Source organism: Ferrimonas balearica (assembly GCF_019802055.1).
In the GTDB taxonomy this organism is placed as follows: domain Bacteria; phylum Pseudomonadota; class Gammaproteobacteria; order Enterobacterales; family Shewanellaceae; genus Ferrimonas; species Ferrimonas balearica_A.
Map to the genome: position 1 here is coordinate 35,840 of NZ_JAHVHW010000004.1, position 23,061 is coordinate 58,900.

23 protein-coding genes are annotated in these 23,061 nt (G+C 60.2%); 5 read left to right on the top strand and 18 right to left on the bottom strand.

Annotation, left to right across the window (positions count from 1 at the left end):
* Nucleotides 1-88 precede the first annotated feature (88 nt).
* Nucleotides 89-583 carry a peptidylprolyl isomerase gene (locus tag KUV52_RS01135; RefSeq protein WP_222524102.1) on the top strand — a complete coding sequence of 165 codons (495 nt, stop codon included), beginning with the start codon at nt 89-91 and terminating at the stop codon, nt 581-583.
* Nucleotides 573-1,325: a UDP-2,3-diacylglucosamine diphosphatase gene (locus tag KUV52_RS01140; RefSeq protein ID WP_261389820.1), complete on the top strand. Its 753-nt coding sequence runs from the start codon at nt 573-575 to the stop codon at nt 1,323-1,325. Before KUV52_RS01135 ends, KUV52_RS01140 begins: the two co-directional genes overlap by 11 nt.
* Here the strand turns inward: KUV52_RS01140 and KUV52_RS01145 are convergent, their stop codons facing one another.
* Nucleotides 1,326-2,045: a tRNA-(ms[2]io[6]A)-hydroxylase gene (locus tag KUV52_RS01145; RefSeq protein WP_222524103.1), complete on the bottom strand. Its 720-nt coding sequence runs from the start codon at nt 2,043-2,045 to the stop codon at nt 1,326-1,328.
* 185 nt (nt 2,046-2,230) lie between these two features.
* Here KUV52_RS01145 and KUV52_RS01150 point away from each other — a divergent pair, with 185 nt between their 5' ends.
* The gene (locus KUV52_RS01150) at nt 2,231-2,830 is read left to right on the top strand and encodes a Yip1 family protein (protein ID WP_222524104.1); all 600 of its coding nucleotides are present in this window, start codon (nt 2,231-2,233) and stop codon (nt 2,828-2,830) included.
* 539 nt (nt 2,831-3,369) lie between these two features.
* Here the strand turns inward: KUV52_RS01150 and purF are convergent.
* The 10 genes from purF to fabB all read right to left on the bottom strand — a co-directional run bounded on the left by purF (nt 3,370) and on the right by fabB (nt 14,605).
* Nucleotides 3,370-4,884, bottom strand: coding sequence for an amidophosphoribosyltransferase (purF, locus tag KUV52_RS01155; protein WP_222524105.1), 1,515 nt, complete (start codon nt 4,882-4,884; stop codon nt 3,370-3,372).
* A 50-nt stretch (nt 4,885-4,934) separates the two neighbouring features.
* Entirely contained in the window at nt 4,935-5,417 is a 483-nt protein-coding gene (locus KUV52_RS01160; RefSeq protein ID WP_222524748.1) for a CvpA family protein, read from the bottom strand.
* Nucleotides 5,418-5,549: 132 nt separating this feature from the next.
* The gene (locus KUV52_RS01165) at nt 5,550-6,122 is read right to left on the bottom strand and encodes an SPOR domain-containing protein (RefSeq protein WP_222524106.1); all 573 of its coding nucleotides are present in this window, start codon (nt 6,120-6,122) and stop codon (nt 5,550-5,552) included.
* A gap of 2 nt (nt 6,123-6,124) precedes the next feature.
* Nucleotides 6,125-7,375: a bifunctional tetrahydrofolate synthase/dihydrofolate synthase gene (folC, locus tag KUV52_RS01170; RefSeq protein WP_222524107.1), complete on the bottom strand. Its 1,251-nt coding sequence runs from the start codon at nt 7,373-7,375 to the stop codon at nt 6,125-6,127.
* Nucleotides 7,372-8,250 carry an acetyl-CoA carboxylase, carboxyltransferase subunit beta gene (accD, locus tag KUV52_RS01175; RefSeq protein ID WP_222524108.1) on the bottom strand — a complete coding sequence of 293 codons (879 nt, stop codon included), beginning with the start codon at nt 8,248-8,250 and terminating at the stop codon, nt 7,372-7,374. The genes folC and accD overlap by 4 nt, the downstream gene beginning before the upstream one ends.
* A 248-nt stretch (nt 8,251-8,498) precedes the next feature.
* Nucleotides 8,499-9,290 carry a tRNA pseudouridine(38-40) synthase TruA gene (truA, locus tag KUV52_RS01180; RefSeq protein ID WP_222524109.1) on the bottom strand — a complete coding sequence of 264 codons (792 nt, stop codon included), beginning with the start codon at nt 9,288-9,290 and terminating at the stop codon, nt 8,499-8,501.
* 77 nt (nt 9,291-9,367) lie between these two features.
* A complete protein-coding gene (locus tag KUV52_RS01185) occupies nt 9,368-11,020 on the bottom strand; it encodes a FimV/HubP family polar landmark protein (RefSeq protein WP_222524110.1) in 1,653 nt (550 codons plus the stop codon).
* A 93-nt stretch (nt 11,021-11,113) separates the two neighbouring features.
* Nucleotides 11,114-12,124 carry an aspartate-semialdehyde dehydrogenase gene (locus KUV52_RS01190; RefSeq protein ID WP_222524111.1) on the bottom strand — a complete coding sequence of 337 codons (1,011 nt, stop codon included), beginning with the start codon at nt 12,122-12,124 and terminating at the stop codon, nt 11,114-11,116.
* 6 nt (nt 12,125-12,130) lie between these two features.
* Complete coding sequence (locus KUV52_RS01195) at nt 12,131-13,270, bottom strand: 4-phosphoerythronate dehydrogenase (RefSeq protein WP_222524112.1); 1,140 nt, start codon at nt 13,268-13,270, stop codon at nt 12,131-12,133.
* Nucleotides 13,271-13,381: 111 nt separating this feature from the next.
* Entirely contained in the window at nt 13,382-14,605 is a 1,224-nt protein-coding gene (fabB, locus tag KUV52_RS01200; protein WP_222524113.1) for a beta-ketoacyl-ACP synthase I, read from the bottom strand.
* Between the two features lie 128 nt (nt 14,606-14,733).
* Between fabB and mnmC the strand changes: the two genes are divergently transcribed.
* Nucleotides 14,734-16,710: a bifunctional tRNA (5-methylaminomethyl-2-thiouridine)(34)-methyltransferase MnmD/FAD-dependent 5-carboxymethylaminomethyl-2-thiouridine(34) oxidoreductase MnmC gene (gene mnmC / locus KUV52_RS01205; RefSeq protein WP_222524114.1), complete on the top strand. Its 1,977-nt coding sequence runs from the start codon at nt 14,734-14,736 to the stop codon at nt 16,708-16,710.
* A gap of 5 nt (nt 16,711-16,715) precedes the next feature.
* Here the strand turns inward: mnmC and KUV52_RS01210 are convergent, their stop codons facing one another.
* From KUV52_RS01210 to prmB, 6 genes are read right to left on the bottom strand one after another with little or no spacing between them, the layout of a single operon-like run.
* Nucleotides 16,716-16,982, bottom strand: a complete 267-nt coding sequence (locus tag KUV52_RS01210; protein WP_222524115.1) for a YfcL family protein — start codon at nt 16,980-16,982, stop codon at nt 16,716-16,718.
* The gene (locus tag KUV52_RS01215; RefSeq protein ID WP_222524116.1) at nt 16,976-18,100 is read right to left on the bottom strand and encodes an ATP-NAD kinase family protein; all 1,125 of its coding nucleotides are present in this window, start codon (nt 18,098-18,100) and stop codon (nt 16,976-16,978) included. The genes KUV52_RS01210 and KUV52_RS01215 overlap by 7 nt, the downstream gene beginning before the upstream one ends.
* Entirely contained in the window at nt 18,075-18,629 is a 555-nt protein-coding gene (locus tag KUV52_RS01220; RefSeq protein WP_222524117.1) for an elongation factor P hydroxylase, read from the bottom strand. The genes KUV52_RS01215 and KUV52_RS01220 overlap by 26 nt, the downstream gene beginning before the upstream one ends.
* Nucleotides 18,613-19,788: an MFS transporter gene (locus KUV52_RS01225; RefSeq protein ID WP_222524118.1), complete on the bottom strand. Its 1,176-nt coding sequence runs from the start codon at nt 19,786-19,788 to the stop codon at nt 18,613-18,615. The genes KUV52_RS01220 and KUV52_RS01225 overlap by 17 nt, the downstream gene beginning before the upstream one ends.
* A gap of 7 nt (nt 19,789-19,795) precedes the next feature.
* Nucleotides 19,796-20,893 carry a chorismate synthase gene (gene aroC, locus KUV52_RS01230; RefSeq protein WP_222524119.1) on the bottom strand — a complete coding sequence of 366 codons (1,098 nt, stop codon included), beginning with the start codon at nt 20,891-20,893 and terminating at the stop codon, nt 19,796-19,798.
* 21 nt (nt 20,894-20,914) lie between these two features.
* Nucleotides 20,915-21,850 carry a 50S ribosomal protein L3 N(5)-glutamine methyltransferase gene (gene prmB / locus KUV52_RS01235; protein WP_222524120.1) on the bottom strand — a complete coding sequence of 312 codons (936 nt, stop codon included), beginning with the start codon at nt 21,848-21,850 and terminating at the stop codon, nt 20,915-20,917.
* 91 nt (nt 21,851-21,941) lie between these two features.
* On the opposite strand from prmB, the gene smrB reads away from it, so the two are divergent.
* Entirely contained in the window at nt 21,942-22,475 is a 534-nt protein-coding gene (smrB, locus tag KUV52_RS01240; RefSeq protein WP_222524121.1) for an endonuclease SmrB, read from the top strand.
* Here smrB and sixA read toward each other — a convergent pair.
* On the bottom strand, nt 22,458-22,934 hold the full coding sequence (gene sixA / locus KUV52_RS01245) for a phosphohistidine phosphatase SixA (RefSeq protein ID WP_222524122.1): 477 nt from the start codon (nt 22,932-22,934) through the stop codon (nt 22,458-22,460). The two genes, smrB and sixA, sit on opposite strands and share 18 nt — an antisense overlap.
* Nucleotides 22,935-23,061 lie beyond the last annotated feature (127 nt).

Here is a 23,061-nt window from a genome sequence, read left to right on the forward strand (position 1 = left end):
AACACATAACACAGAGCGCCCTGCGAGCTTTTTCCCGGCGCATCGATCCGATAGAATTTCGTTGAATATCCACAAAGAGAACTGACTCATGGTCACACTGCATACCAACTTCGGCGCCATCAAGCTGGCGCTGGACGCCGAAAAAGCCCCGCAAACCGTTGCGAACTTCCTCGAGTACGCCAAAGAGGGCTTCTATGACGGCACCATCTTCCACCGTGTTATCGACGGTTTCATGATCCAAGGCGGCGGTTTCGACGCTCAGATGCAGCAGAAGTCCACCAAGGGCGGCATCCAGAACGAAGCCAGCAACGGCCTGTCCAACAAGACCGGTACCATCGCCATGGCCCGTACTCCGGATCCGCACTCCGCCACTGCCCAGTTCTTCATCAACGTGAACGACAACAACTTCCTGGACTTCAAGAACGAGTCCATGCAGGGCTTCGGCTACTGCGTATTTGGTGAAGTGGTTGAAGGCATGGACGTGGTTAACGCCATCAAGGGCGTTGCCACCGGCAACTACGGCATGCACCAGGACGTTCCTCTGGACGCTGTGGTGATCGAGAAAGTCACCGTTGAAGCCTGATACGCTGACTCAGAGGGCCGCTCAATGCGGCCCTCGCACTCTCATCATCGGGGATCTGCACCTCTCCCCCAACCGCCCGGACATCACCCAGGCGTTTGCCCGATTCCTCGATAACGAGATCGATGGCGCAGACGCGCTCTATATCGTTGGTGACCTGTTCGAAGCCTGGATTGGCGATGATGACCTGAGCGATTTCACCCTTGCTATTGCCGACAAGCTCAAGCAAGCCAGTGAACGGGTTCCCATCTACTTCTGCCATGGCAACCGGGACTTTCTGCTCGGCCCCCGGTTTGCGCAACGCTGTGGCATGGCGCTGCTGCCAGAGCCCGAGGTGCTGGAGCTCTATGGCGAAACCACGCTGATCCTCCATGGCGACAGTCTCTGTACCGAAGACCGCGAGTACCAGAAGTTCCGACGACTGAGAAACCGTCCCTGGTTCCGTATGCTGGTGCTCTCTCTGCCGCTCTCGTTACGTCAGGGATTGGCGCGTCGCGCCCGAGCCCGAAGCAAGATGCAGACTCAGATGAAGGACGCCCGGATCATGGACGTCAGCCCCAAAGCGGTGGAAGCGTTGATGGAGAAGTACGACGCCCGTCGACTGATCCACGGCCACACCCATCGGCCTGCCATCCATGACCTGCCGCAACGGCGTCAACGCCTGGTTGTCGGTGACTGGTACACCCAGGACAGCGTTCTGGTGGTTACGCCAGAGGAATCGATGCTCTACAGCCGAGCCTTGTAGTCAGGCCGGGATCCCACTGTGAAACCGCAGCTGCGGGTCCGGGCTTTCAATCAGACGGGCTTCCGCCTGCCCCAAAGCCTCTACCCTTCCCACTATCGGCTCCTCACTGAAACACTGCGCCAGCGCCAGGTAGTCCTGATAGTGTCGCGCCTCTGAGCGCAGCAGCGAGTGGTAAAAGCTCGCCAGTTCATCATCAACGTAGGGGATAAGCGCCGCAAACCGCTCACAACTGCGGGCTTCGATATAGGCCCCAATGATCAGGCGGTCCACCAATGCACCCGGCTCCTCTCGCCGCGCAACCTCCAGCAAGCCATTGGCGTAGCGTGCCGCAGTGACGGCATCGTAACGTATGCCTCGGGCATTCATGATCTCCAGCACCTGCTCGAAGTGATGCAGTTCCTCCCGCACCAGCAGGAACAGCTTCTCCACCATCTCAGACTTATCAGCCAACACCGGAGCGGCCGGCCGGTTGGCCAACAGCGTCTCGGGAGCCATCCGGCCAAAGGACACCGCTTCGTAGGGGGCGAGCCAGTCCCGCATCGCCTGCTCGGGCACTCGGTCATAACGGCGCATCAGCCGAACCGCGGCCTGTGCGGCCTTCAACTCACAGTTGCAGTGGTCAATCAACAGAATGTCGGGTGCCTGGATTGCTGCCTGTAACCAGGCTTCTGGCGTGGGGCAGTGGAGAAACTGAAGAATCGGCTCTAGCTGGGCGCTCACGGGGACTCCTTTTCACAGGTGAGGCGATGAAAAGCGCGATTATACCGAAGAATCAAACCGACAAAGGCTTGACTCCCCTTCAACATTAACCAATAACTAGAAAGCGAGCAGTAAGTGAGCAGTAGTTGTACCGTCTGAAGTGACTGACGAGATCGCACAGTGACGTATAGGGAAGGACTATAACTATGATTCTCAATCATTTATGGGGTTTGTACGCCCACCCGAAACAGGAGTGGAAGACCATTGAGCGGAGCCATGAGGGCTTCTCCGCCAGTCTGATCCACATCATGATCATCGCGCTGATCCCGGCGATTTGTGGGTATTTTGCTACCGCACATATCGGCTGGAGTATCGGTGCCGGGGATCCCATCCGCCTGACTCAGGGCAGCGCCCTGAAGATCGCCGCCGCCATGTACGTGGCCCTGATCGGTGGCGTGTTTGCTCTGGCTTATCTGGCCAACTGGATGGCTAAGACGTTCGGCGCCAAGCCGGATTTCTCCCAGGCGCTTGAGCTGGCCGCCTACACCGCGACTCCTCTGTTTATGGTGGGCTTTGCTGCCCTCTATCCGGAGTTGTGGTTCCTGATGGTGGCGGGCCTGGCCGGGGTCAGTTACTCGGTATACCTGCTCTATTCCGGTGTACCGATTCTGATGAACATCCCGGAGGAGCGAGGCTTCATCTATGCCAGCTCCCTGGTAACCTGCGGCCTGGTGCTGCTGGTCGCCATTATGGCCAGCTCCGTTATCCTGTGGAGCTACGGCTTCGGACCCGCCTATATGGGCTGACCGAAAGCCCCGGTAAATATCCACCTGCGTAGCAGGTGGCTTTGATTAGCCCCCTATCAGGGGGCTTTTTATATTCGGGGATGCCACAGGCATGTGACTCTAGAGGCACCCTTACCCCCTGTTGCCGGGAGCGGCCCGGCGACCGCCAGAAGGGCTTACGCCCCTCTGGACTCTCCTTTGCCTCCGGCGCGACGAAAGCCCCTCGCTCCCTCTCCTTCCCATTTCAGCTCTGGCCAGACTCGCTTCCATGCTCGGCTGGCCACTCGGGCCTTCCCTGGCCCTCGGCATCATTCCCAGTCGCTCACGCTCGGCGCCGCGAGTCGGCGAAGGTGGACGGCTTTCGCCGTGAAAGACCTGCGGACAACATCAAGATGGATTCGATTTTTGGCTAATCTGCTTATCCGTTTCGGAGGTTATTTAACAATCTCGACTCTACGGGCAAAACTCCGAATGAACGATCATCATTTTCATAGAAGGTGGTTTAAGACGCGCAATAAAAAACGCGCCTAACGGCGCGTTTTTTGTTCCCATGCTGACCATCAGGGATGGCAGACATTGTGGATCTCAAGGTTGGTGCTCTGCTCCGAGTCACGCTGGATCTTAGCGTTGTCGTTGCGGGCAGCATTGAGGCGATCCAGATAGGACTGGTCCACGTCACCGGTCACATAGTGGCCGTTGAATACGGAGGTCTCAAAGTGCTGGATGCTCTCGTTGCCTTCACGCACCGCAGCCTCCAGATCGGCCAGGTCCTGGAAGATCAGGCCATCGGCGCCAATCAGTTCCCGGATCTCCTCCACATCACGACCATAGCCGATCAGCTCATTGGGGCTGGGCATGTCGATACCGTAGACGTTGGGGAAACGGATCTCCGGCGCCGCAGAAGCGAAGTAGACCTTATTGGCTCCGCTTTCGCGGGCCATATCGATGATCTGCTGAGAGGTGGTGCCCCGAACGATGGAGTCATCCACCAGCAGAACATTCTTGCCTTTGAACTCATCGCTGATCGGGTTGAGCTTGCGGCGAACCGACTTCTTACGCTCGCTCTGGCCCGGCATGATAAAGGTTCGACCGATGTAGCGGTTCTTTACGAAGCCCTGGCGGTAAGGCAGCTCCAGCTCATTGGCGATCTGCAGCGCGATATCGCAGGAGGTCTCCGGGATGGGGATCACCACGTCGATGTCATGGTCTTCCCACTCGCGGGCAATCTTGGCGCCGAGTTTGCGGCCCATATTAACCCGGCTGGCGTAGACGGAGATCCCATCCAGCATGGAGTCGGGACGGGCGAAGTACACAAACTCGAAGATGCAGGGGGCGTACTGAGGCGCATCGGCGCACTGCTGAGTAAACAGCTGGCCTTGGTGGTCGATAAAGATCGCTTCACCGGGTGCCACATCCCGCATGCGGGTAAAGCCAACCGCATCCAGCGCCACGCTCTCAGAGGCCACCATGTACTCGGCGCCACGCTCAGTCTCTTTCTTACCCAGAACCAACGGGCGGATGCCGTTGGGATCCCGGAACGCCAGCAGGCCCTGGCCAATCACCAGAGCCACAGCGGCATAAGCGCCCTTTACCTGGCGATGCAGATTGCGTACGGCAGAGAAGATCTGGTCTGCGGTCAGTTGCTGGCCCGGGATCATCTGCAGCTCGTGAGCCAGCACATTCAGCATCAACTCGGAATCCGAGGTGGTGTTGATGTGACGGCGCATGCTGCGCATCGCGTCGGTCAGCTCATCCGCATTGGTGAGGTTACCGTTGTGCGCGAGGGTGATCCCGAACGGGGAATTAACGTAGAAGGGCTGGGCTTCCGACGAGCTGGAGCTGCCGGCGGTGGGGTAACGCACGTGGCCGATGCCACTGGTGCCTTGGAGACGATGCATGTGCTTGATTTCAAACACGTCCTTCACCAGGCCATTGGCCTTACGAAGGCGGAAAGCGTCTCCGTCTACAGTCACAATCCCCGCAGCGTCCTGGCCGCGATGCTGCAGCACAGTCAGGGCATCATAGATGACCTGATTGACGGGAGAGTGACCGACGATTCCGACGATACCACACATTATTGAGAGTCCTCACAAAGGTCGATGTTCTATTTTAGGGCTTGTTGTTATTAGGTACGGAAGCTGGAGGATTGCTCCAGATAATCAAAAAACCATTGGATTACCACGCCAAACTCAGGGATCAGCACGGAATCCTTCCACCACACGGCGTCCGAGGCACCGGTAAAGGAATCAAGAAAAAACAGGACTGCGGCGACGATGAGCACGCCACGAATCGCGCCAAAGCAGACACCAAGAACCCGGTCTGTTCCCGACAGGCCTGTCTTGTCCACCAACTGGCCCACCAGGTAATTCACCAGAGCACCGAGTATCAGCGTACAGACGAAGAGGATGGCAATGGCGGCGCCTTTGCGCATCATGGGGTCGCTAAGCTGGGTCAGATAAACGGCCAGATCTTCATAGAAATGACTGGCTATGAAAAAGGCCGCCACCCAAACCACCAGGGACATGGCCTCGCGGGCAAAACCGCGGATAAGGCTGATCACGACCGAGAGGCCAATCACGGCCAGGATCGCGTAGTCAAACCACACCATGGTCACAGGATATTCCTTCCAATGTTGTAATGCGCGGCGATCCTACCAGAACCACCGCACTTTCTCACTACTCCCGCCACAGTGGCCCGCGCCCCTTTAAAAACGGCAAGAAAAAAGCCCGCATTGCGGGCTTTACATCTGAAGGGGATCATACTGAACCAGCTGGCTCTGCAGACCAAGATCCTTGGCCAATCGACCCTGGATCGTCTTAAGCTTGTCACGGGAAACCTCGGGGCCGACGTAGACCACCGTGAGCTCGCCGTTCACCGGCTTATTGGGGATGGTATAGGCCCGATAGCCCTTATCCCGCAGGTTGTTCACCAACCGGGCCACATTCCCCGCATCCCGGAAGCTGCCAAGGCGAATCGCCCATCCTGCCTGCTGGGGCTGAGGCTCGGGTTGCGCCTTAGGCACGGACTTGGCCGGTTCGGCCTGAGTTTTCTCCGGGCCACGCTGAACCACAACCGCTTCCTGAGGAAGCTCATCCTCCACCAGTTCATCCACCTCACTGGGTTGATCCTGGGTGATCGGCTCAAACGCTTCATCCGGTGCCACAGCCGTGGACACACTGGGGCGCAGAGGGATGGTGGCGAAGTGCTCCTCAACCGACGCTTTTTCGCCGTTCAGCAAGTCAGGAAGGAACAAAACTCCAAGCGCGGTCAGTACCACGATACCCACAATGCGATTTTGCAGCTGCTTGGCCAATGCTATCTCCTCGTCTGCCAATAGGACTTGGCTTGCGCAACAGTGTAAAAGGAGCCAAAGACGATGACCAGATCCTCAGGCGCCGCATTGACGATCGCGGCTTCCAAAGCGTCCGCCACACTGTCGTAGCACAGCCCTTGTGGGAGGGACTGTGCGAGGCGCTCTGCCTCTGCGCCGCGCGGACCGCTCAGAGGTGCCAGGTACCAGTGATCGATGCTGGCTTTGATGGCGACCAAGGTCGCCTCAATGTCCTTGTCCTTCAACATGGCGCACACCCCGTGGACCCGAGGCTCAGGTTGCTGAGCCAGCCACTGTGCCAGGTGGCGCGCCGCATGGGGGTTGTGGGCCACATCCACCACCAGGCGAGGCTGGTCGCACAGAGGCTCCAATCGCCCTTCCACCCGGGTCTGGCGCAAACCTGCCTCAATGGCCTGTACCGACAGCTCTGGCCAAAGCGCCTCAAGAGCCGCCAGAGCCGTTACGGCGTTATCCTGAGGGATATGGGGCAAAGGCAGGCCTTCGAGCTGCCACAGGGCGCCCCGGAAGCCCCACTCTGTCGTCGTAAACCGGCCATCAAAGTGATGGCCACGCTGCTGCAGAACCGCACCGATACGGTTCGCCTCCTCCTCAACCGTTACCGGCGGATTTGGCTCACCACAAATGGCGGGATGACCGCGACGGAAAATCCCGGACTTCTCCCGACCCACGCTTTCCCGGGTGTCCCCCAGGTATTCCTGGTGGTCCAGGTCGATGGAGGTGACAACGGCAAGGTCAGCATCGATCAGGTTGGTGGCGTCCAATCGTCCGCCCAGTCCGACTTCCAGCAACACCACATCCGGCTTATGGCGGGCAAACAGGTGAAGTGCACCCAGCGTGGAGTACTCGAAGAAGGTGAGTGAGGTGTCGCCCTGGGCTGCCGCAATGGCCTGGAATGCGTCGACGTGCTCCGATTCGGGGCGCTCGGCACCGTTGATACGTACCCGCTCCGTGTAGCGCTCGATGTGGGGCGAACTGAATACCCCAACGGAGCGACCCGCGGCCATCAGAACCTGTTCCAGCAGCGCGCAGGTGGTGCCCTTGCCGTTGGTACCGGCAACGGTGATCACGGTGCTGTGGGGCAGCGTGTCCAGATGCAGCCGTTGAGCAACAGCGCGGACCCGGGTCAGGCCTAAATCGATTTCAGTGGGGTGCAGTGCGAGGATATGATCAAGCCACTCCGCAAGGGAGTGGCTTGTAAAGGGACGTTCGGTCATGCGGTGGCGTCGACAACGACGACAGAGTCTTGATGGGTAAACTTCGCCAACAGACGAGCGATGGTGTCACGCATTTCGCGGCGATCGACGATCATGTCGATAGCGCCCTTCTCCAGCAGGAATTCACTGCGCTGGAACCCTTCCGGCAGCTTTTCACGCACGGTCTGTTCAATCACGCGGGGACCGGCGAAGCCGATCAATGCGTTGGGCTCACCGATGTTGACGTCGCCCAGCATCGCCAGACTGGCAGACACGCCACCCATGGTGGGGTCGGTCAGCACAGAGATGAAGGGCAGGCCACGCTCACTCATGCGCGCCAGCGCCGCAGAGGTTTTGGCCATCTGCATCAGGGAGAACAAAGCCTCCTGCATGCGGGCGCCACCTGAAGCGGAGAAGCAGACCAGCGGCAGGTTTTTCTCGAGGCACACCTCAACCGCACGCACAAAGCGGGCACCCACTACGGACGCCATAGAGCCGCCCATGTAGGAGAACTCGAAGGAGCAAGCCACCACCGGCATGCCGTGCAGGGAGCCCTCCATCGCGATCAGGGCGTCTTTCTCACCGCTGACCTTCTCAGCCTGACTGATGCGGTCTTTGTACTTTTTGCTGTCACGGAACTTCAGAATGTCCTGAGGCTCGAGCTCGGCACCCAGCTCACGAGTGCTGTCCGCGTCCAGGAAGCGGAGCAGGCGCTCACGGGCGCTGATGCGCATATGGTGGTCGCACTTGGGACACACTTCCAGGTTACGCTCAAGCTCTGCCCGATAGAGGATCTGGTCACACTTACCGCACTTGCTCCACACCCCTTCCGGGACGCTACGGCGACGGTCGGAAACCGCTTTACTCTTCGGCAGGATCTTCTTTAACCAGCTCATTTACAGTCCTGTATCCATTTGGGCCATCTGGGGCCTATCTGTTTCGAACCGGCAGAGATATTGGGGGGAACGCCTGGGCTTCAGAGCGAAAGACCGTAACAGGCAGCCAATATGCCGGAATTGGAATGGCAAACATTAAACCACAAGGGGGTTTAGGGGGCTAACGAAAACTGGTCATACCCGGTGAACCCCCTCAATAGAGCGGCGAACACCGGCGAAAACTCAAACTACGTATGGTTTTTGTGTTGTTAGAGCGGGTCGGGCAGAAACAGTGGGCCCGGTTCCGCTTTTGGCAGACCGAACTGTTCGGGATAGTCCACTTCCACCAGGTACAACCCCTCGGCTTTGCCAGTGGCGGCTGCAAGGTTACGATCCTTACCCGCCAGCAACTCTGCGATCCACTCAACCGGTCGATTGCCCATCCCCACTTCCATCAATGAACCGGCAATGTTGCGCACCATATGGTGGACAAAGGCGTTGGCTTTGATGTCGATGATCACGTACTTGCCCTGACGGGTCACGCGCAGGTGATGGATGTTACGCCAGGGCGTCCGGGACTGACACTGAATCGCGCGGAACGCGCTGAAATCATTTTCACCCAGCAACAACTGGCCGGCCTCATGCATCAGGCGCTCATCCAGAGGGTGATGATAGTGGCTGACACCGTGACGAAGAATGCCGGGACGCAGACGATTGTTGTAGATGATGTAGCGATAACGTCGTGCGGTGGCGGAGAAGCGGGCATGGAACTCATCGCTCACCTCCTGGGCCCAGCGTACGGCGATGCCGTCCGGCAGGTTGGCGTTCAGCCCCAGGGTCCAGGCAGCAGGCCGGCGGTCAAACTGGGCGTCAAAGTGCACCACCTGACCGGTTGCGTGAACACCAGCGTCGGTGCGACCGGCACAAGCCACTTCCACCGGATGGTTGGCCACCTTGGCGATGGCAGCCTCAAGGCGCTCCTGTACCCCGACCACTTCCCGCTGACGCTGCCAGCCGTAATAACTGTGACCGTCGTACTCAATGCCTAGTGCAATCCGCATATTGCCCCCTGTGATGCTGTAGGGGGCGCATTATAGCGGTGAAAAAAAACGGTGGCCATCGCCACCGTTTTCCTTTTTCAGAGCTGTTCCAACAAGCTGTTGGCTTCCGCCTTCTGTTGCTCGTTACCGTCGAAGGCCACCTCTTTGAGCAAGGCCTTCGCACTGTCGTGGTCATCGATCTCGATGTAAGCACGCGCCAGGTCCAGTTTGGCGTTGATGGCGCTCTCATCCTCAACCAACTCGCTCCCCAACGGCTCCCCTTCCATCTCAAAGCGGACGCCCGGGTACTCGACTTCGACCTCTCCTTCGCTCTCTTCGAGCAGTTTGTCGATGTCGATAAAGGGTTCCTCTTCTGCGGTCGGCTGAACCGGCGCGGGCTCGGCTTTCGCGACCGGTGCCGGAGTGGCCGCTTCCACCGACGGTGTGGGTTCGAGATCCTCAAAGTCGATATCGAAGTCCAGATCACGGCTGTCCCGGGTCTCAGGAGTCGGCTCCGGTTGCGCCGCTTCGGGAGATTCAGAAGTGGCTTCAGGTTCTGCAGCGGTTTGCGCCGGCTTATCCACCTCAGCCAGCAAGGCGTCCAGGTCGTCATCCATCATCAGGTGGCTGTCGAGATCAACCTCCTCGCGAGCGGATTCCTGCTCACGCAGCAGGTCACTGAGGGACTGACCCTCCTCTTCCATCTCCGGATCGAGTTGAACGGCGGCGGTGCTCACCTCCTCAAACTGAGGCGGCTCCAGGGTGCCATCGTTATGCTCTTCGTCCTGAACCACCTCATCAGCAAAGACGGCATCGTCCTGCCCTGACACCAGTTCATCCCCTTGGGTTTCATTACGACGACGCAGCCAGGCAAACAGCGCCAACAGCAGCGCCAGAGCCGGTACCACGGCGGCCAGAGTCAGTAACCAGGGGTTGCTGGCCAGCCCTTGCCAGAAACTCGGGGGAGTGACCGTTTGCTCCGGTTCCGGCTCCGCCACCACCGGGCCGGACTGCACCGCTTCCGGCGCCATCTCAGGGCCATCGGACATCTGCTGCTCCAGCTGCTGGTTCAGCGTCTGCTGTTCATCCAGTGCCGTTTGCAGCAGGGCGATCTCATCATTGAGCGCATCCAGGCGACGCTTAAGTTGCTCGTTCTGCTCCAGCATGGTGGCCAGTTCTTCAACCGAAGTGGCCAGTTCGCTGCGCAGGAGTTGGATCTGCTCCCCCTCCCCGCTCTGCTCCGCCAACTGGGCGGTCAGACGGGTATTTTCCGCCTTCAGCTTATCCAGTTCCGCCTGTGATACGGCGGGCGCAGCCGGTTGACTCGGCTTGGCAGTTTCCGCCTTGGGCGCAGTCGTGCCAGGCTGCCACTGCTTGTCGTCCTGGCGAGCCTTTGCCCGGGCTTCGGACGCTGGCAGCGAGGCCATCACTTCGCGGGTGGGGATCCGGAGCATCTTGCCCCGCTCCAGGCTGTTGAAGTTGCTGGAGTTGAACGCATGAGGGTTGGCCTGATAGATGGAAAGCATCACCTGATAGATGGTGATTCCCTCATCGGGACGAACCTCGTTGGCAATGCGCCAGAGCGTATCTGTGCGCTTGGTGGGGCCGTACTCCTGGATCGGCGTGTCGGCTTCCAGCCGAACCTGACCATTTGGCCCGGTGATCTTAAGAGGCTGGGCTGAGAGCCCACCACTGACCAGCACGATGCTGGTCAGCGTCGCCAGGCCAAGGCCATGGATCCATGTTTTCATGCGTTCAATCCGTTTCCAAAATTTCGCTGAGCGGGGTTACCTTGATACTACGACCTAAGCGGGGCTCAGATAAAGTACTCAGTTTAAAGGATATTACAGGTAGTCACGCACCAAAAGCTCAGCAATCTGTACAGAGTTCAGTGCCGCGCCCTTGCGCACGTTGTCCGCCACCACCCACAGGTTCAGGCCCTGAGGGTGAGAGATGTCCTGACGTACCCGTCCGACAAACACCTCATCCTGCCCTGCGGCGTTGGTAAACGGGGTCGGATAATCCTCGTCATCAGCCATCAGGGTGACACCCGGCGCCTGGTCCAGCAGCGCTTTGGCTTCCTCAACGGAGGTGGGCAGTCGGGTCTCAAGGTGAATCGCTTCGGCGTGGCCATAGAACACCGGCACACGCACTGCAGTGGCGTTTACCCGGATATCGGCATCCCCAAAGATTTTTTGAGTCTCCCACACCATCTTCATCTCTTCTTTGGTGTAGCCGTTATCCATAAAACGGTCGATCTGAGGCAGTACGTTGAACGCGATCTGCTGGTCAAACACATCATGGGTGGCCGGTTGCGCGTTCAGCAGCTGGCCACATTGACGGGCCAGTTCCTCGATCGCCTTGCGGCCGGCACCGGAAACCGACTGGTAGGTCGCCACGTTGATGCGGTCGATACCGTAGGCGTCGTGCAGCGGTTTCAACGCCACCACCATCTGGATGGTGGAGCAGTTCGGATTGGCGATGATGTTGCGGTTGCGGAACTCTTCCAGGGCGTGAGGGTTCACTTCCGGCACCACCAGCGGGATCTCCGGGTCGTAGCGGAAGTGGCTGGTGTTGTCGATCACCACGCAACCGGCATCGGCCGCGATGGGGGCCCAATGGGCAGACACATCACCACCGGCACTGAACAGCGCGATCTCCACCTGGCTCCAGTCAAAAGACTCCACGTCCAGCACATCCAGTGTATCCCCGCGGAAGCTGACGGTTTTGCCCGCGCTGTTGGCGCTGGCCAGGGGGTAGAGGTTGGCCACCGGGAACTCACGCTCCTCGAGGATTTCGATCATGGTTTGGCCCACGGCGCCCGTGGCGCCCAGTACCGCAATGTTATATGCCATCTGCGCTTACTCTTCTGTATCAAATCCAAGGGAAGCCAGTATCGCGACCTCCCCACTATTCCGACTCCGCACCGTCAGTGCGGAAAACTCCCGACGAGCCAGGTTGGCCTTTCGCCGGGCATCAAATCCACCGGGAACCCCTATCGCTTCCCGGAAGCGGGCATCCTCTTCCGCCAGATCATAGACCCGCCGACAGAGACTCAGCAGCCGCTGTTCATCCAGAGGTCCATCCAGGGTGACCTCGCCCAAGCCCGGAATGGTCAGCAGTTCCGACAGCTCGGGCGTGGTGGCGATCCCCTCCGGCGCTACCGGGCTGGCAGCCAGGGCCTGATGCAGCATCTGGGTGCCGCGGATCTTTCCCTCAACCGAATAGCCGGCGATGTGCGCGGTGGCCAGATCGCAACGGACCACCAGTTCCGGCATCGGTTCCGGCTCCCCCTCCCAGACATCCATCACCAGTCGCAGGTCCGGGCGCCGATCTTTCACGGCGATAAGCGCCCGGCTGTCGATCACCTCACCCCGGCTGGCGTTGATCAGCCAGCATCCGGGTTTGAGCGCGCTCAACCGTGCCTCATCCAAAAGGTGGAAGGTATCGGGCTGATTGGGGACATGGCAGCTGATCACATCACACTGGGCGATCAGGCCGTCCAGCGACAACCACTCGCCCGGTTCGCCGGCGGCGGCCTTGGGGGGATCACAGCGCAGCACCTTCAGGCCCAGGGCGTGCAGGCGCCGGTAGACCGCCCCACCGGTATTGCCCACCCCGATCAAGCCAATGGTGCGTCCGGACAGTGGCAACCCGGTGCGCTCTGCCAACTCCAGCAGCGCAGTGAGCAGGTACTCACCGACCGCTTCAGCATTGCAGCCGGGGGCACTGGCCCAGTGGATCCCACGGGCTTCCAACGCCGGAATATCCAGGTGGTCGGTACCGATGGTTGCCGTACCCACAAAGCGCAAAGACGGCATCGCGTCGATCAGTGCTGCGTTGACCGATGTCACTGAGCGCACCAAAAGGGTGTGCACCTGCGCCAGCAGCGTGGGGTCAATTTGGTCAGCGGAGATGGCCCGGCCCGGGCGCGTGCAGATCGGCGTCAGGTCCGCAAAAAGCGGATCCAGGCACGCCATGTTTTCATCAGCCAGGAGCATGTCAGGAAGGGATAGTGAAAGTTCCGGGCAGACAGTGTAACCGAAGCGCCAGGCTGGCGCGAGATGGCGGGAGTACAGGCCTGACGGCAAAACCGTCAGGCCTGGAACAGGTTACGGCAACTTACGGAAGATCAGAGTGGCGTTGGTGCCACCGAAACCGAAGCTGTTGCTCATCACAGTCGTCAGTGCTTTTTCCTGACACTCGGTCACGATGGGCATGCCCTCGGCGTCCGGATCCAGGTTGTCGATGTTGATGGAGGGCGCCACAAAGCCATGCTCAAGCATCAGCAGGCTGTAGATCGCCTCGTGCACACCGGCAGCACCCAGAGCGTGACCGGTCATCGCTTTGGTGGCGCTGATCAGCGGAGCGTTGTCGCCGAAGGTTTCACGGATCGCACCCAGTTCGCGGGTGTCGCCCACCGGCGTGGAGGTGCCGTGAGTGTTGAGGTACTGCACCGGGTCAGCACCCACCGCCTCAGCTTCAGCCAGAGCCTGCTTCATGCAGCGCACCGCACCTTCACCGGAGGGAGCCACCATGTCGTAACCGTCGGAGTTGGCGCCGTAACCGACGATCTCCGCGTAGATCTTGGCGCCACGGGCCAGAGCGTGCTCCAGCTCCTCAACCACAACGATGCCGCCACCACCGGAGATCACGAAACCATCGCGATCCACGTCGTAAGTGCGGGATGCCTTGGTCGGGTCATCATTGTACTTGGTGGACAGGGCGCCCATGCCGTCGAAGCCCATAGCCAGGGTCCAGTGCAGCTCTTCAGAACCACCGGCAAATACCACGTCCTGTTTGCCCAGCTGGATCTGCTCAACCGCGTTACCGATGCAGTGCGCACTGGTGGCACAGGCTGAGCTGATGGAGTAGTTCACCCCTTTAATCTTGAACGGAGTGGCCAGACACGCTGATGCAGTGGAGGACATGATCCGCGGCACCAGATAGGGGCCAATGCGGCGCACGCCTTTGGAACGCAGAGTGTCCGCCGCTTCCACCTGGTTCAGGGAGGAGGCGCCACCGGTACCCACGATGATGCCGGTTCGCTCATTGCTAACCTGATCATCGGAGAGACCCGAATCCGCGATCGCCTGTTCCATTGAAAGGTAGGCGTATGCGGCGGCATCGCCCATAAAGCGGAGCACCTTACGGTCAATGTGTTCAGCGGGGTTGATCTTCAGATCACCCCAGACGCGGCTACGCAGCCCCATCTCTTCAAACTGTTCGGAGTAGCTCAGACCGCTCTTCCCGGCCTTGAGGGCAGCTGTCACCTCTTCGGCGTTGTTACCGATACTGGAGATCACGCCGATCCCGGTAATTACCGCTCTTTTCATGCTTCCATCCTATTACGTTAGATCTGTCGCAAGCTGCGCTATGGTAGCGCGAAGCCTGGTCACAACTGGTCGGCTTTCCCTAAAGAAGGCTAAAATGGCGCTCAGTCTTTCCCCCCAAAAGGATCATCGTGAGCGTTTCCCCCTCCTCCAACACCCTGGAATCGGCCAGCATCGACTGGTCAGATCCGGCTGCGCCGGTGTCGACCCAATTCGATGATGTCTACTTTTCCAAACACGATGGCGCAGCTGAGACCGATTACGTCTTTCTGCAACACAACCAACTGCCATCCCGTTGGGCCGACCACCCACGCCGTCACTTTTCAGTGGCCGAAACTGGATTTGGTACGGGACTCAACCTACTGGTGTTGTGGCAACGATTCAATGCCTTCCGCCAGACCAACCCTGACGCACGGTGTCGAAGGCTGCACTTTGTCAGCTTCGAAAAGTATCCGTTGAACGTCACCGACCTGAGCCGGGCCCACCGACAGTGGCCCCAGTTCGAGGCGTTGGCCGCAGAGCTTCGGTCACACTATCCGCCTGCCACAGAGGGATGCCATCGACTGCTGCTTCAGGGTGGTGAGGTGGTGGTGGACCTCTGGTTTGGCGATGTGCTGGAGCAGTTGCCGGGGCTCGATGCGGGCGATCGAGGTGTGGTGGATGCCTGGTTCCTGGATGGTTTTGCCCCCAGCAAAAACCCCGACATGTGGCAGCCGGTGCTGTTTAACGAGATGGCCCGCCTCTCCCGTCCGGAGGCCACCTTTGCCACCTTTACCGCCGCCGGTATTGTTCGCCGCGGGCTGCAGGATGCGGGGTTTGAGGTGGAGAAAGTACCCGGATTCGGCCGCAAGCGAGAGATGGCCCGGGGCCGGATCGCCGAGCAGCACTACGCCGCGCTGAGTGAAGCGGCAGAACCGGATGCCGTCACCCTGGTCGGCGCCGGTCTGGCTGGTGCCGCCACCGCTCTGGGTCTGGTGCGTCGTGGCGTCCGTGTTGACCTGTACTGCCAGGATGAAGGGCCAGCCCAGGGGGCATCCGGCAACCGTCAGGGCGCCATCTACCCACTGCTCAACCAAGCGGACGATGGCTTATCCCGCTTCTACCAGCAGGCGTTCCCGCTGGCCCGTCAGCTGTTGCTGCAGATGGTGGCGCGGGAACACCCCATTGCCCATGACTTAAGCGGCGTACTGCAGCTTGGGGTGGATGAAAAATCACAAAACCGGCTGGACGCGCTGGCTCAGCAGTCGTTTCCCACCGAGCTGGCCCATGGCGTCGATGCCGAGAGCGCCAGCCGGATCGCCGGAGTACCGCTGTCCCGCGGCGGACTCTATTACCCGCTTGGAGGCTGGCTCTGTCCGGCTCAACTGACCGACGCACTGTTAGCCGAAGCGGAAAAAAGCGGGCTGTTGACCTGCCACTATCGCCATCAACTGCAAACCCTCACGCCTCAAGGCGGCCAGTGGCAGCTTGAGTTTGACGGTGGTCATAAGGTGCTGAGTGATCAGGTGGTGCTGGCGCTGGGACACCAGAGCAATCAGTTTGAGGTGACCGCACCCTTGCCGCTCAATCCGGTACGTGGACAGATCAGCTATCCCGAGGCCGGACCCACCACCGCCGGGCTCAAAACCGTGCTCTGTGCCGATGGCTATCTGGTGCCGGAACAGGATGGTCGACTCACCTGCGGCGCCAGCTTTGGCCGGGGCGATGCCAGCAGTGAGTGGCGTGAGACAGATAAAGCGGAGATTGTGCAGCGGATGGCGAACAGCTTTGGCCAGGAACCCTGGGAGCCGGAGCTGGTGTTGGATGATTCCGGTCGGGCTGCGGTTCGGGCTGCGGTGCGTGACCATCTGCCGCTGGTGGGGCCCGTTCCCGACTGGGATACGCTGGCGCAATGGACGCCGGACACTCCCCTGCCCCTTCAGCCCGGGCTGCACCTGATCACAGGGCTGGGTTCCCGGGGGCTCTGCTCCGGTGCTCTGTGTGCTGAGTTGCTTCTCAGCCAGTTGATGGACGAACCGCGTCCCCAGAGCCAGGAACAACAAGCCCGGCTTACGCCGGGCCGGTTCTGGATCCGCAAGCGGGTAAAGGGGCAGCCCGTCACCCGCTAAGGCGATCAGGCAAGGCGCTGGGCCAGTTCCGCCCAGGCGCCTTGCACCAACGCCATATCGGCGGGTTCCAGCTCTGAGCGCGCCTCATCCAGGTGCGCTTCCATCCGGGATTTCAGGGACTCAAGAGTGACCTCAGGCTCCTGCTCCAGACTGGCCAGCACCACGGCGAAATGCCCCTGCAGATAGCCGCTGGCAAACACCTCATCGTCGTTGCCACTCTCCAGATGCTCTGCCACCCACTGATGGCAGATCTCATCCCACCGCTCTAACATAACGCGTCCTCCGGGTTGGCCAGGGGATACAGCACCGCATCCCGATAGCCGGTAATGATTCGGTAGTGACCTTGCAGTTCACTGTCCAATTGAGTGTCGCCGGTGTCCGCCACCATCGGGCGGTGACCCAGCGCCGTAAGTTTGTTTTTGCTGGCCAGGATAAGGATGTTGTCCCGGCCAATTGCCCGGATCACCGCCGGGCTTAATTGCTGATTACCACGACCAAACAGATGGCCCTGGCCGCCAATCAGGGTGATCACCAGTTTGGTGGGGGTCCCCTGCACCCGTTCCAGCAACTGGGCGGCGGTCAGATCGGACGCCAGCAGTTGGCCATCGCGGATCAGATCCACCCCCAACAGGGTGTTCTCAAGCCCCAGGTGGGCCATCACCGCAGCGACGGTTGAGCCGGAGCCCATCACATACTGCCACTCCGGCTCCATCATCTCTGCCACTTCGGCGGCGATGTCATCGGTGACCAGGGCGTCGTCTTCCCGCCCGCCCATCTTGACCGCCTGCACATAGCGAAGGGCTTCAGGTACGGTCATTTCGCCAAAGTACCTGGCGCGCACCTGACCGGCCCGGAATGCCGCTTCATCAATGTCCCGGACTTCACCGTCCGTGACGCTGACCAGCTCGCCCTTAACCATCTGGGCTGCCACAATGCCACTGGCTTTGGGGGTCAAACCGTATACGCCGGAGTGGATTTTCACGCCCGCGGGCACCCCCAGCACCGGTTGCTGTTCGCCGACCACGGCGCACAGATCCCGGGCCGTCCCATCACCACCGGCAAACAGGATCAGGTTGGGCCGATGCACCATCATCGCCGAGGCGAGGGCCCGCGTGTCCTCCGCGGTGCTCACATCGCCACACTGATGCAGCACGTCCACCTGAAAGCCCATCTCGCGGGCCAGGGCTTCCCCCATGGCTCCGCCGCCGGTCAGCACCCGGATCTGGGTCCTCAGTGGCACCAGGTAAGCCAGTGCTTCCGCCATGCGAAGATGCGCTTTGGGCTCCGCGCCCAGAGCGAGCGCCTGCTCCGCCACCTGGTCACTGCCCTTCAGGGCAACGCTGCCCCCCAGTCCCGCCAGGGGGTTAATGATCAGTCCCAGTGTAAACACGACCGTCTTCCCTTAACTGAAAATCGTCCATGACCGGCATTGGCTGGTCAAAATGCTCAGCCAGCACCGCCATCAATGCGCGGGTTCGAACCGGAACGCCCCGCTCAAAGTAACCCTGAACTTCCGCCAGAACCGCCCGGCGAAAGGCGGCCCGGTCTACGTCGATGGCCAGGTTGTCTACGCTGACGTCGAACGGCTGACCACAGGCCCGGCACAGCATCCACTCCAACGCCTGGGGCTTGGCCTCGACCTGCTCAAACTCCGCCTGCTGCTTGGCATCGCGCCCGTCGGGGTGGTACCAGTAGCCGTAGTCCAACTGAGTCCGGCGCTTTGGCCCCGCCTGGCACCAGTGCGCCAGCTCATGCAGGGCACTGGCGGTAAAACCGTGAGCAAAGTAGATGCGATGAAAGGGGCAATGCTGATCCGCCGGCAAGTACAGAGGCTCATCGGTTCCCCTTACCAACCGGGTGTCATGCTCCACTCCCAATGTGGCGTTAAACACCGCCATCAACTTATCGACGTCGACCATCCTGCTCCCGTCCCATCAGGGCCACACCTGCCACCGCCAGCACGGCCGCTCCGGCCGCCAGTGACCAGGTCAGGCTGGCGCCGGCGCCATTGTGCCACAACTGGCCACTGATGTAGGCGCCCAGTGCGCCACCCAATCCGAAACTGGTGCTGGCATAAAACGCCTGGGCTTTGCCCTGGTGCCCGGCACTGAAATTACGATGCACAAACTGAATGCCGCAGGCGTGCGCCAGACCAAAGCTGAAGGCGTGCAGCAACTGCGCAAGCGCGTGCCCGGCCAAACTGGTGCCAGCGATGCCGGTCAGCCACCAGCGCACCGCACTCATCAAGCAGCAGAACACCATCAGTGCGCGCACCGGATAGCGTCCCAGCAGTCGGGGAGCAAGCAGGAAGATGCCGATCTCCGCCAGCACCCCCAGTGCCACCAAAACCCCGGCGAGCCCCTCGCCCAGCCCCAACCCTCTCAGGTAGAGCACGTAGAAGGTGTAAAAGGGACCGTGGCTGGTCTGCAACAACAGTGCACTGAGCAGGAACAGCACCACCGGACGCTTCGCCAACTGGCTCAGGAACGGCGTATCCACTTCGGTTTCGTTGCGAACGCGGGCAGGCACCTCAGTCAGCAATAGGGAGGCCGCAACCAGCGCCAGGAACAGCACCAGTCCAATCATTGGCAGATCGGCGGGCCCATGCTGGCCGAACCACCAACCGGCGCCCACCACCAGCACGATGTATCCCACGCTACCGAAGCTGCGCAACCCGCCATAGTCCTGGGGGCGTTCAGCCAGGGTTGAGAGGGTGACCACTTCCAGTTGTGCCAGGATGGCGTTCCAGAAAAAGGTGTAGATCCCCAACACCACCGCCAGCACCAGGAAGGCATCGGCAACAAACAGGCCAAGGTAGGTGCAGGCCGCCAGTACGGCACCGGCGCGAATGACGGTCACTGGCTTACCCAGCCGATCGGCCAGGGCTGCCCAGAGGTTGGGGGCCACCACCCGGGTCGCAAACAGAATGGCCAGCATCCAGCCTATCTGCGCGGAGTCAAAGCCGAGGTGATCGAGATAGAGACTGAGGTAGGGCACCATCAGTCCAAGAATGGCGAAAAACGCAAAATAAGAGGCCGCCAACGCTTTACGTTGACGGCCTGCCAGTAACGCACTCATGCAGTCATCAGTCTCGCATGGACAACACAGGGGTAGAGACGGACACGTCCAGGTTTTGAGCACGGTGGCGCAGCAGATGATCCATCAGCACAATGGCCACCATCGCTTCAACAATGGGCACGGCCCGGATCCCGACGCAGGGGTCATGGCGTCCGCGGGTCACCATCTCCACCGGGTTGCCGTCCACATCAATGCTTTGGCCCGGCACCATAATGGAGGAGGTCGGCTTCAGCGCGATCTCCGCTTTCAGCGGCTGGCCGGAACTGATCCCACCCAACACACCACCAGAGTGGTTGCTGGCAAATCCATCCGGATACATCTCGTCCCGATGTTCGGAGCCTTTCTGCGTCACTACATCAAAGCCGTCACCGATGGCCACGGCCTTTACGGCGTTGATGCCCATCAGGGCATGGGCCAGGTCCGCATCGAGGCGATCAAACACCGGTTCGCCCAGCCCCACCGGCACATTGGTCGCCTCCACCATCACCTTGGCACCGATGGAATCCCCCGCCTTTTTCAGCGCCCGCATGGTTTCATCCAGCGCGTCTAGCTTGGTGGGGTCCGGGAAGAAGAAGGGGTTCTGCTCCACCTGGCTCCAGTCCACCTGCTCGGCAATCACCGGTCCGAGCTGGCTGACGCAAGCCCGAATCTCAATGCCATGTTGTGCCTTCAGATACTTCTTGGCGATCGCCCCTGCTGCCACCCGCATGGCCGTTTCGCGAGCGGAGCTTCGCCCGCCGCCACGGTAGTCCCGGTTGCCGTACTTGTGGTGGTACGGGTAATCGGCGTGGCCAGGACGGAACAGCGGTGCAATGTCGGAGTAATCCTTGCTGCGCTGGTCGGTGTTCTCAATCAACAGGCCGATAGGGGTGCCCGTAGTTTTGCCCTCGAACACACCGGACAGGATCTTCACCTGGTCCGGTTCGCGGCGAGCGGTGGTGTAGCGGGAACTGCCCGGGCGACGACGATCCAGGTCGCCCTGCAGGTCTGCTTCGGTGAGTGGCAGCCCCGGAGGGCAACCATCAACGATGGCCCCGAGAGCGAGGCCATGGCTTTCACCAAAAGTGGTGACGGTAAAGAGGTGTCCAATGCTGTTGCCGGCCATGGCGACGCACTCCCTTAATGATTAATCGCGATAGATGGCAAACAGGTCCTGCGCTTCGAGCAGTTGGTCGCGGGTCAACAGGAATACCCCATCACCGCCACGCTCAAACTCCAGCCAGGTGAAAGGCACTTCCGGATACTGCTCTGCCAGGGCCACCATGGAGTTACCCACTTCGACAATCAGGATGCCGTCGTCGGTCAGGTGGTCGGCAGCACGGGCCAGGATGCGCTTGGTCAGGTCCAGGCCATCGCGGCCAGACGCCAGACCCAGTTCCGGCTCGTGGTGGAACTCCTCGGGCAGATCCCCCATATCCTCGGCGTCCACATAGGGCGGGTTAGAGACAATCAGGTCGTACTTCTGCCCTTCCAGCGCATTGAAGCCGTCAGACGGAATGGGGAACACCCGGTCCAGCATGTTGTGCTGCTCGATGTTGATCTGCGCAACTTCCAGCGCATCATTGCTGATGTCCACGGCGTCCACTTCGGCGTTTTCGAAGGCGTAAGCGCAGGCAATCGCGATGCAGCCGGAGCCGGTGCACAGATCCAGAATGCGGTTAACCGGCTTGTTGTAGAGCCAGGGTTTGAACTCGTTTTCGATCAGCTCGGCAAAGGGGCTGCGCGGCACCAGAACGCGCTCATCAACGTAAAACTCAAGACCGGCGAAGTAAGCGGTGTTGGTCAGGTAGGGCACCGGCACGCGCTCACGAACCCGGCGGATCACCAGTTCCACAATACGGTGCTTTTCAGTGCTGGTCAGTCGCGCGCCACGAACCTGGTTGCCCAGTTCCAAAGGCAGGTGCAGCGTGTGCATCACCAGAGCAACGGCTTCATCCCAGGGATTGTCTGTGCCGTGGCCATAGTAGATACCGGCCGCGTTAAAACGGCTGACGCACCAGCGCAGCATGTCATCGATGGTATGAAGCTCGGTGATCGCTTCATCGAGAAAAATCTTTTCCACAGGGGAGGTCCTTAGACTGACGAATGGCGGCCATTGTAACCAATGGCGCAGCCGGTTCCTATCTTCAGTGGCCTTGGCATAAAATGGCGTTATGAAGAAAAAGAATACTCTGGATCCGGAAGAGCAGGCGCTGTTCCGCGACTCCCTCGATGGCATACGCCCCATCAACCACGACACGGTGGTGCATCGTCGTGCCCAGGCACCACGCCAGGCGGCGCAGCAAACACAGCAACGCCGGGAAGCCGATCACTACTTCTCCGACACCTACCAGCCCGCCCTGCCCACCGAAGGGCCGATGCGCTACGTCCGGGAGGGCGTTTCCAGCTACGAGGTAAAACGGCTGCGTCGTGGCGATTACGTGCCCGATCTCCTGCTGGACCTGCATGGCTACACCCAGGCGGAGGCCCGGCATGAGATCATCGCTTTGATCAACGCCTGCAAAAAGCAGCATGTCGCCTGCGCCAGTATCATGCATGGCCTCGGCAGTGGCGTACTGAAACGACAGGTGCCCGCCTGGCTGACTCAGCATCCGGACGTGATGGCCTTTCACCAGGCCCCACTGGAGTGGGGCGGCGATGGGGCACTGCTGGTTTTGGTGGATATCGGATTAGCCGACGAGGGCTAAGTCCTGTGGTCCCTGCAGGCTGATCAACTGAGGCGCCGGTTCCAGCGCGACCTGAGCCAGCGCCGAAGTGGCAAAAAGCGGAGGCGTTTGCCCCGGGACGAATTCACTGACCAGGTAACCCAGCAAAGGCATATGAGCGATCACCAGTCCGGTTTTCGCCTTCACCAGGGTCATGTGGGCCAACAGCAGATCGTGCGCCAGTGCTGGACTGGCGTCCGGCACCAACTCATCAAGATGATGCACTCGTTCCGGTTTGGGGAGCAGCGCTTCACAAGCCTGCCAGCTTTGCTGAGCCCGCAGGTAGGGGCTAACAAACACCAGATCCAACTGCGACAGTTGGCGAGCCAGGTGGGTCGCCATCTGCTGGGTCTGGGTAACGCCAAGGGGGGTCAGCGGTCGCTGCCGGTCTGTGACGGCATCGAAGCTGGCCTCGCCATGACGCATCAAAAATAGTTTCATGGATGAATACTGTGTTGAAACATTAGGCCTATCTTATCGCGCCCATTTCCCGGGAAAAAAGCCCTGATTGACTAGTCTTTAGTCGTTAGTGATCCCGGTAACATTGCACCTGCCTGCGACAACGCGC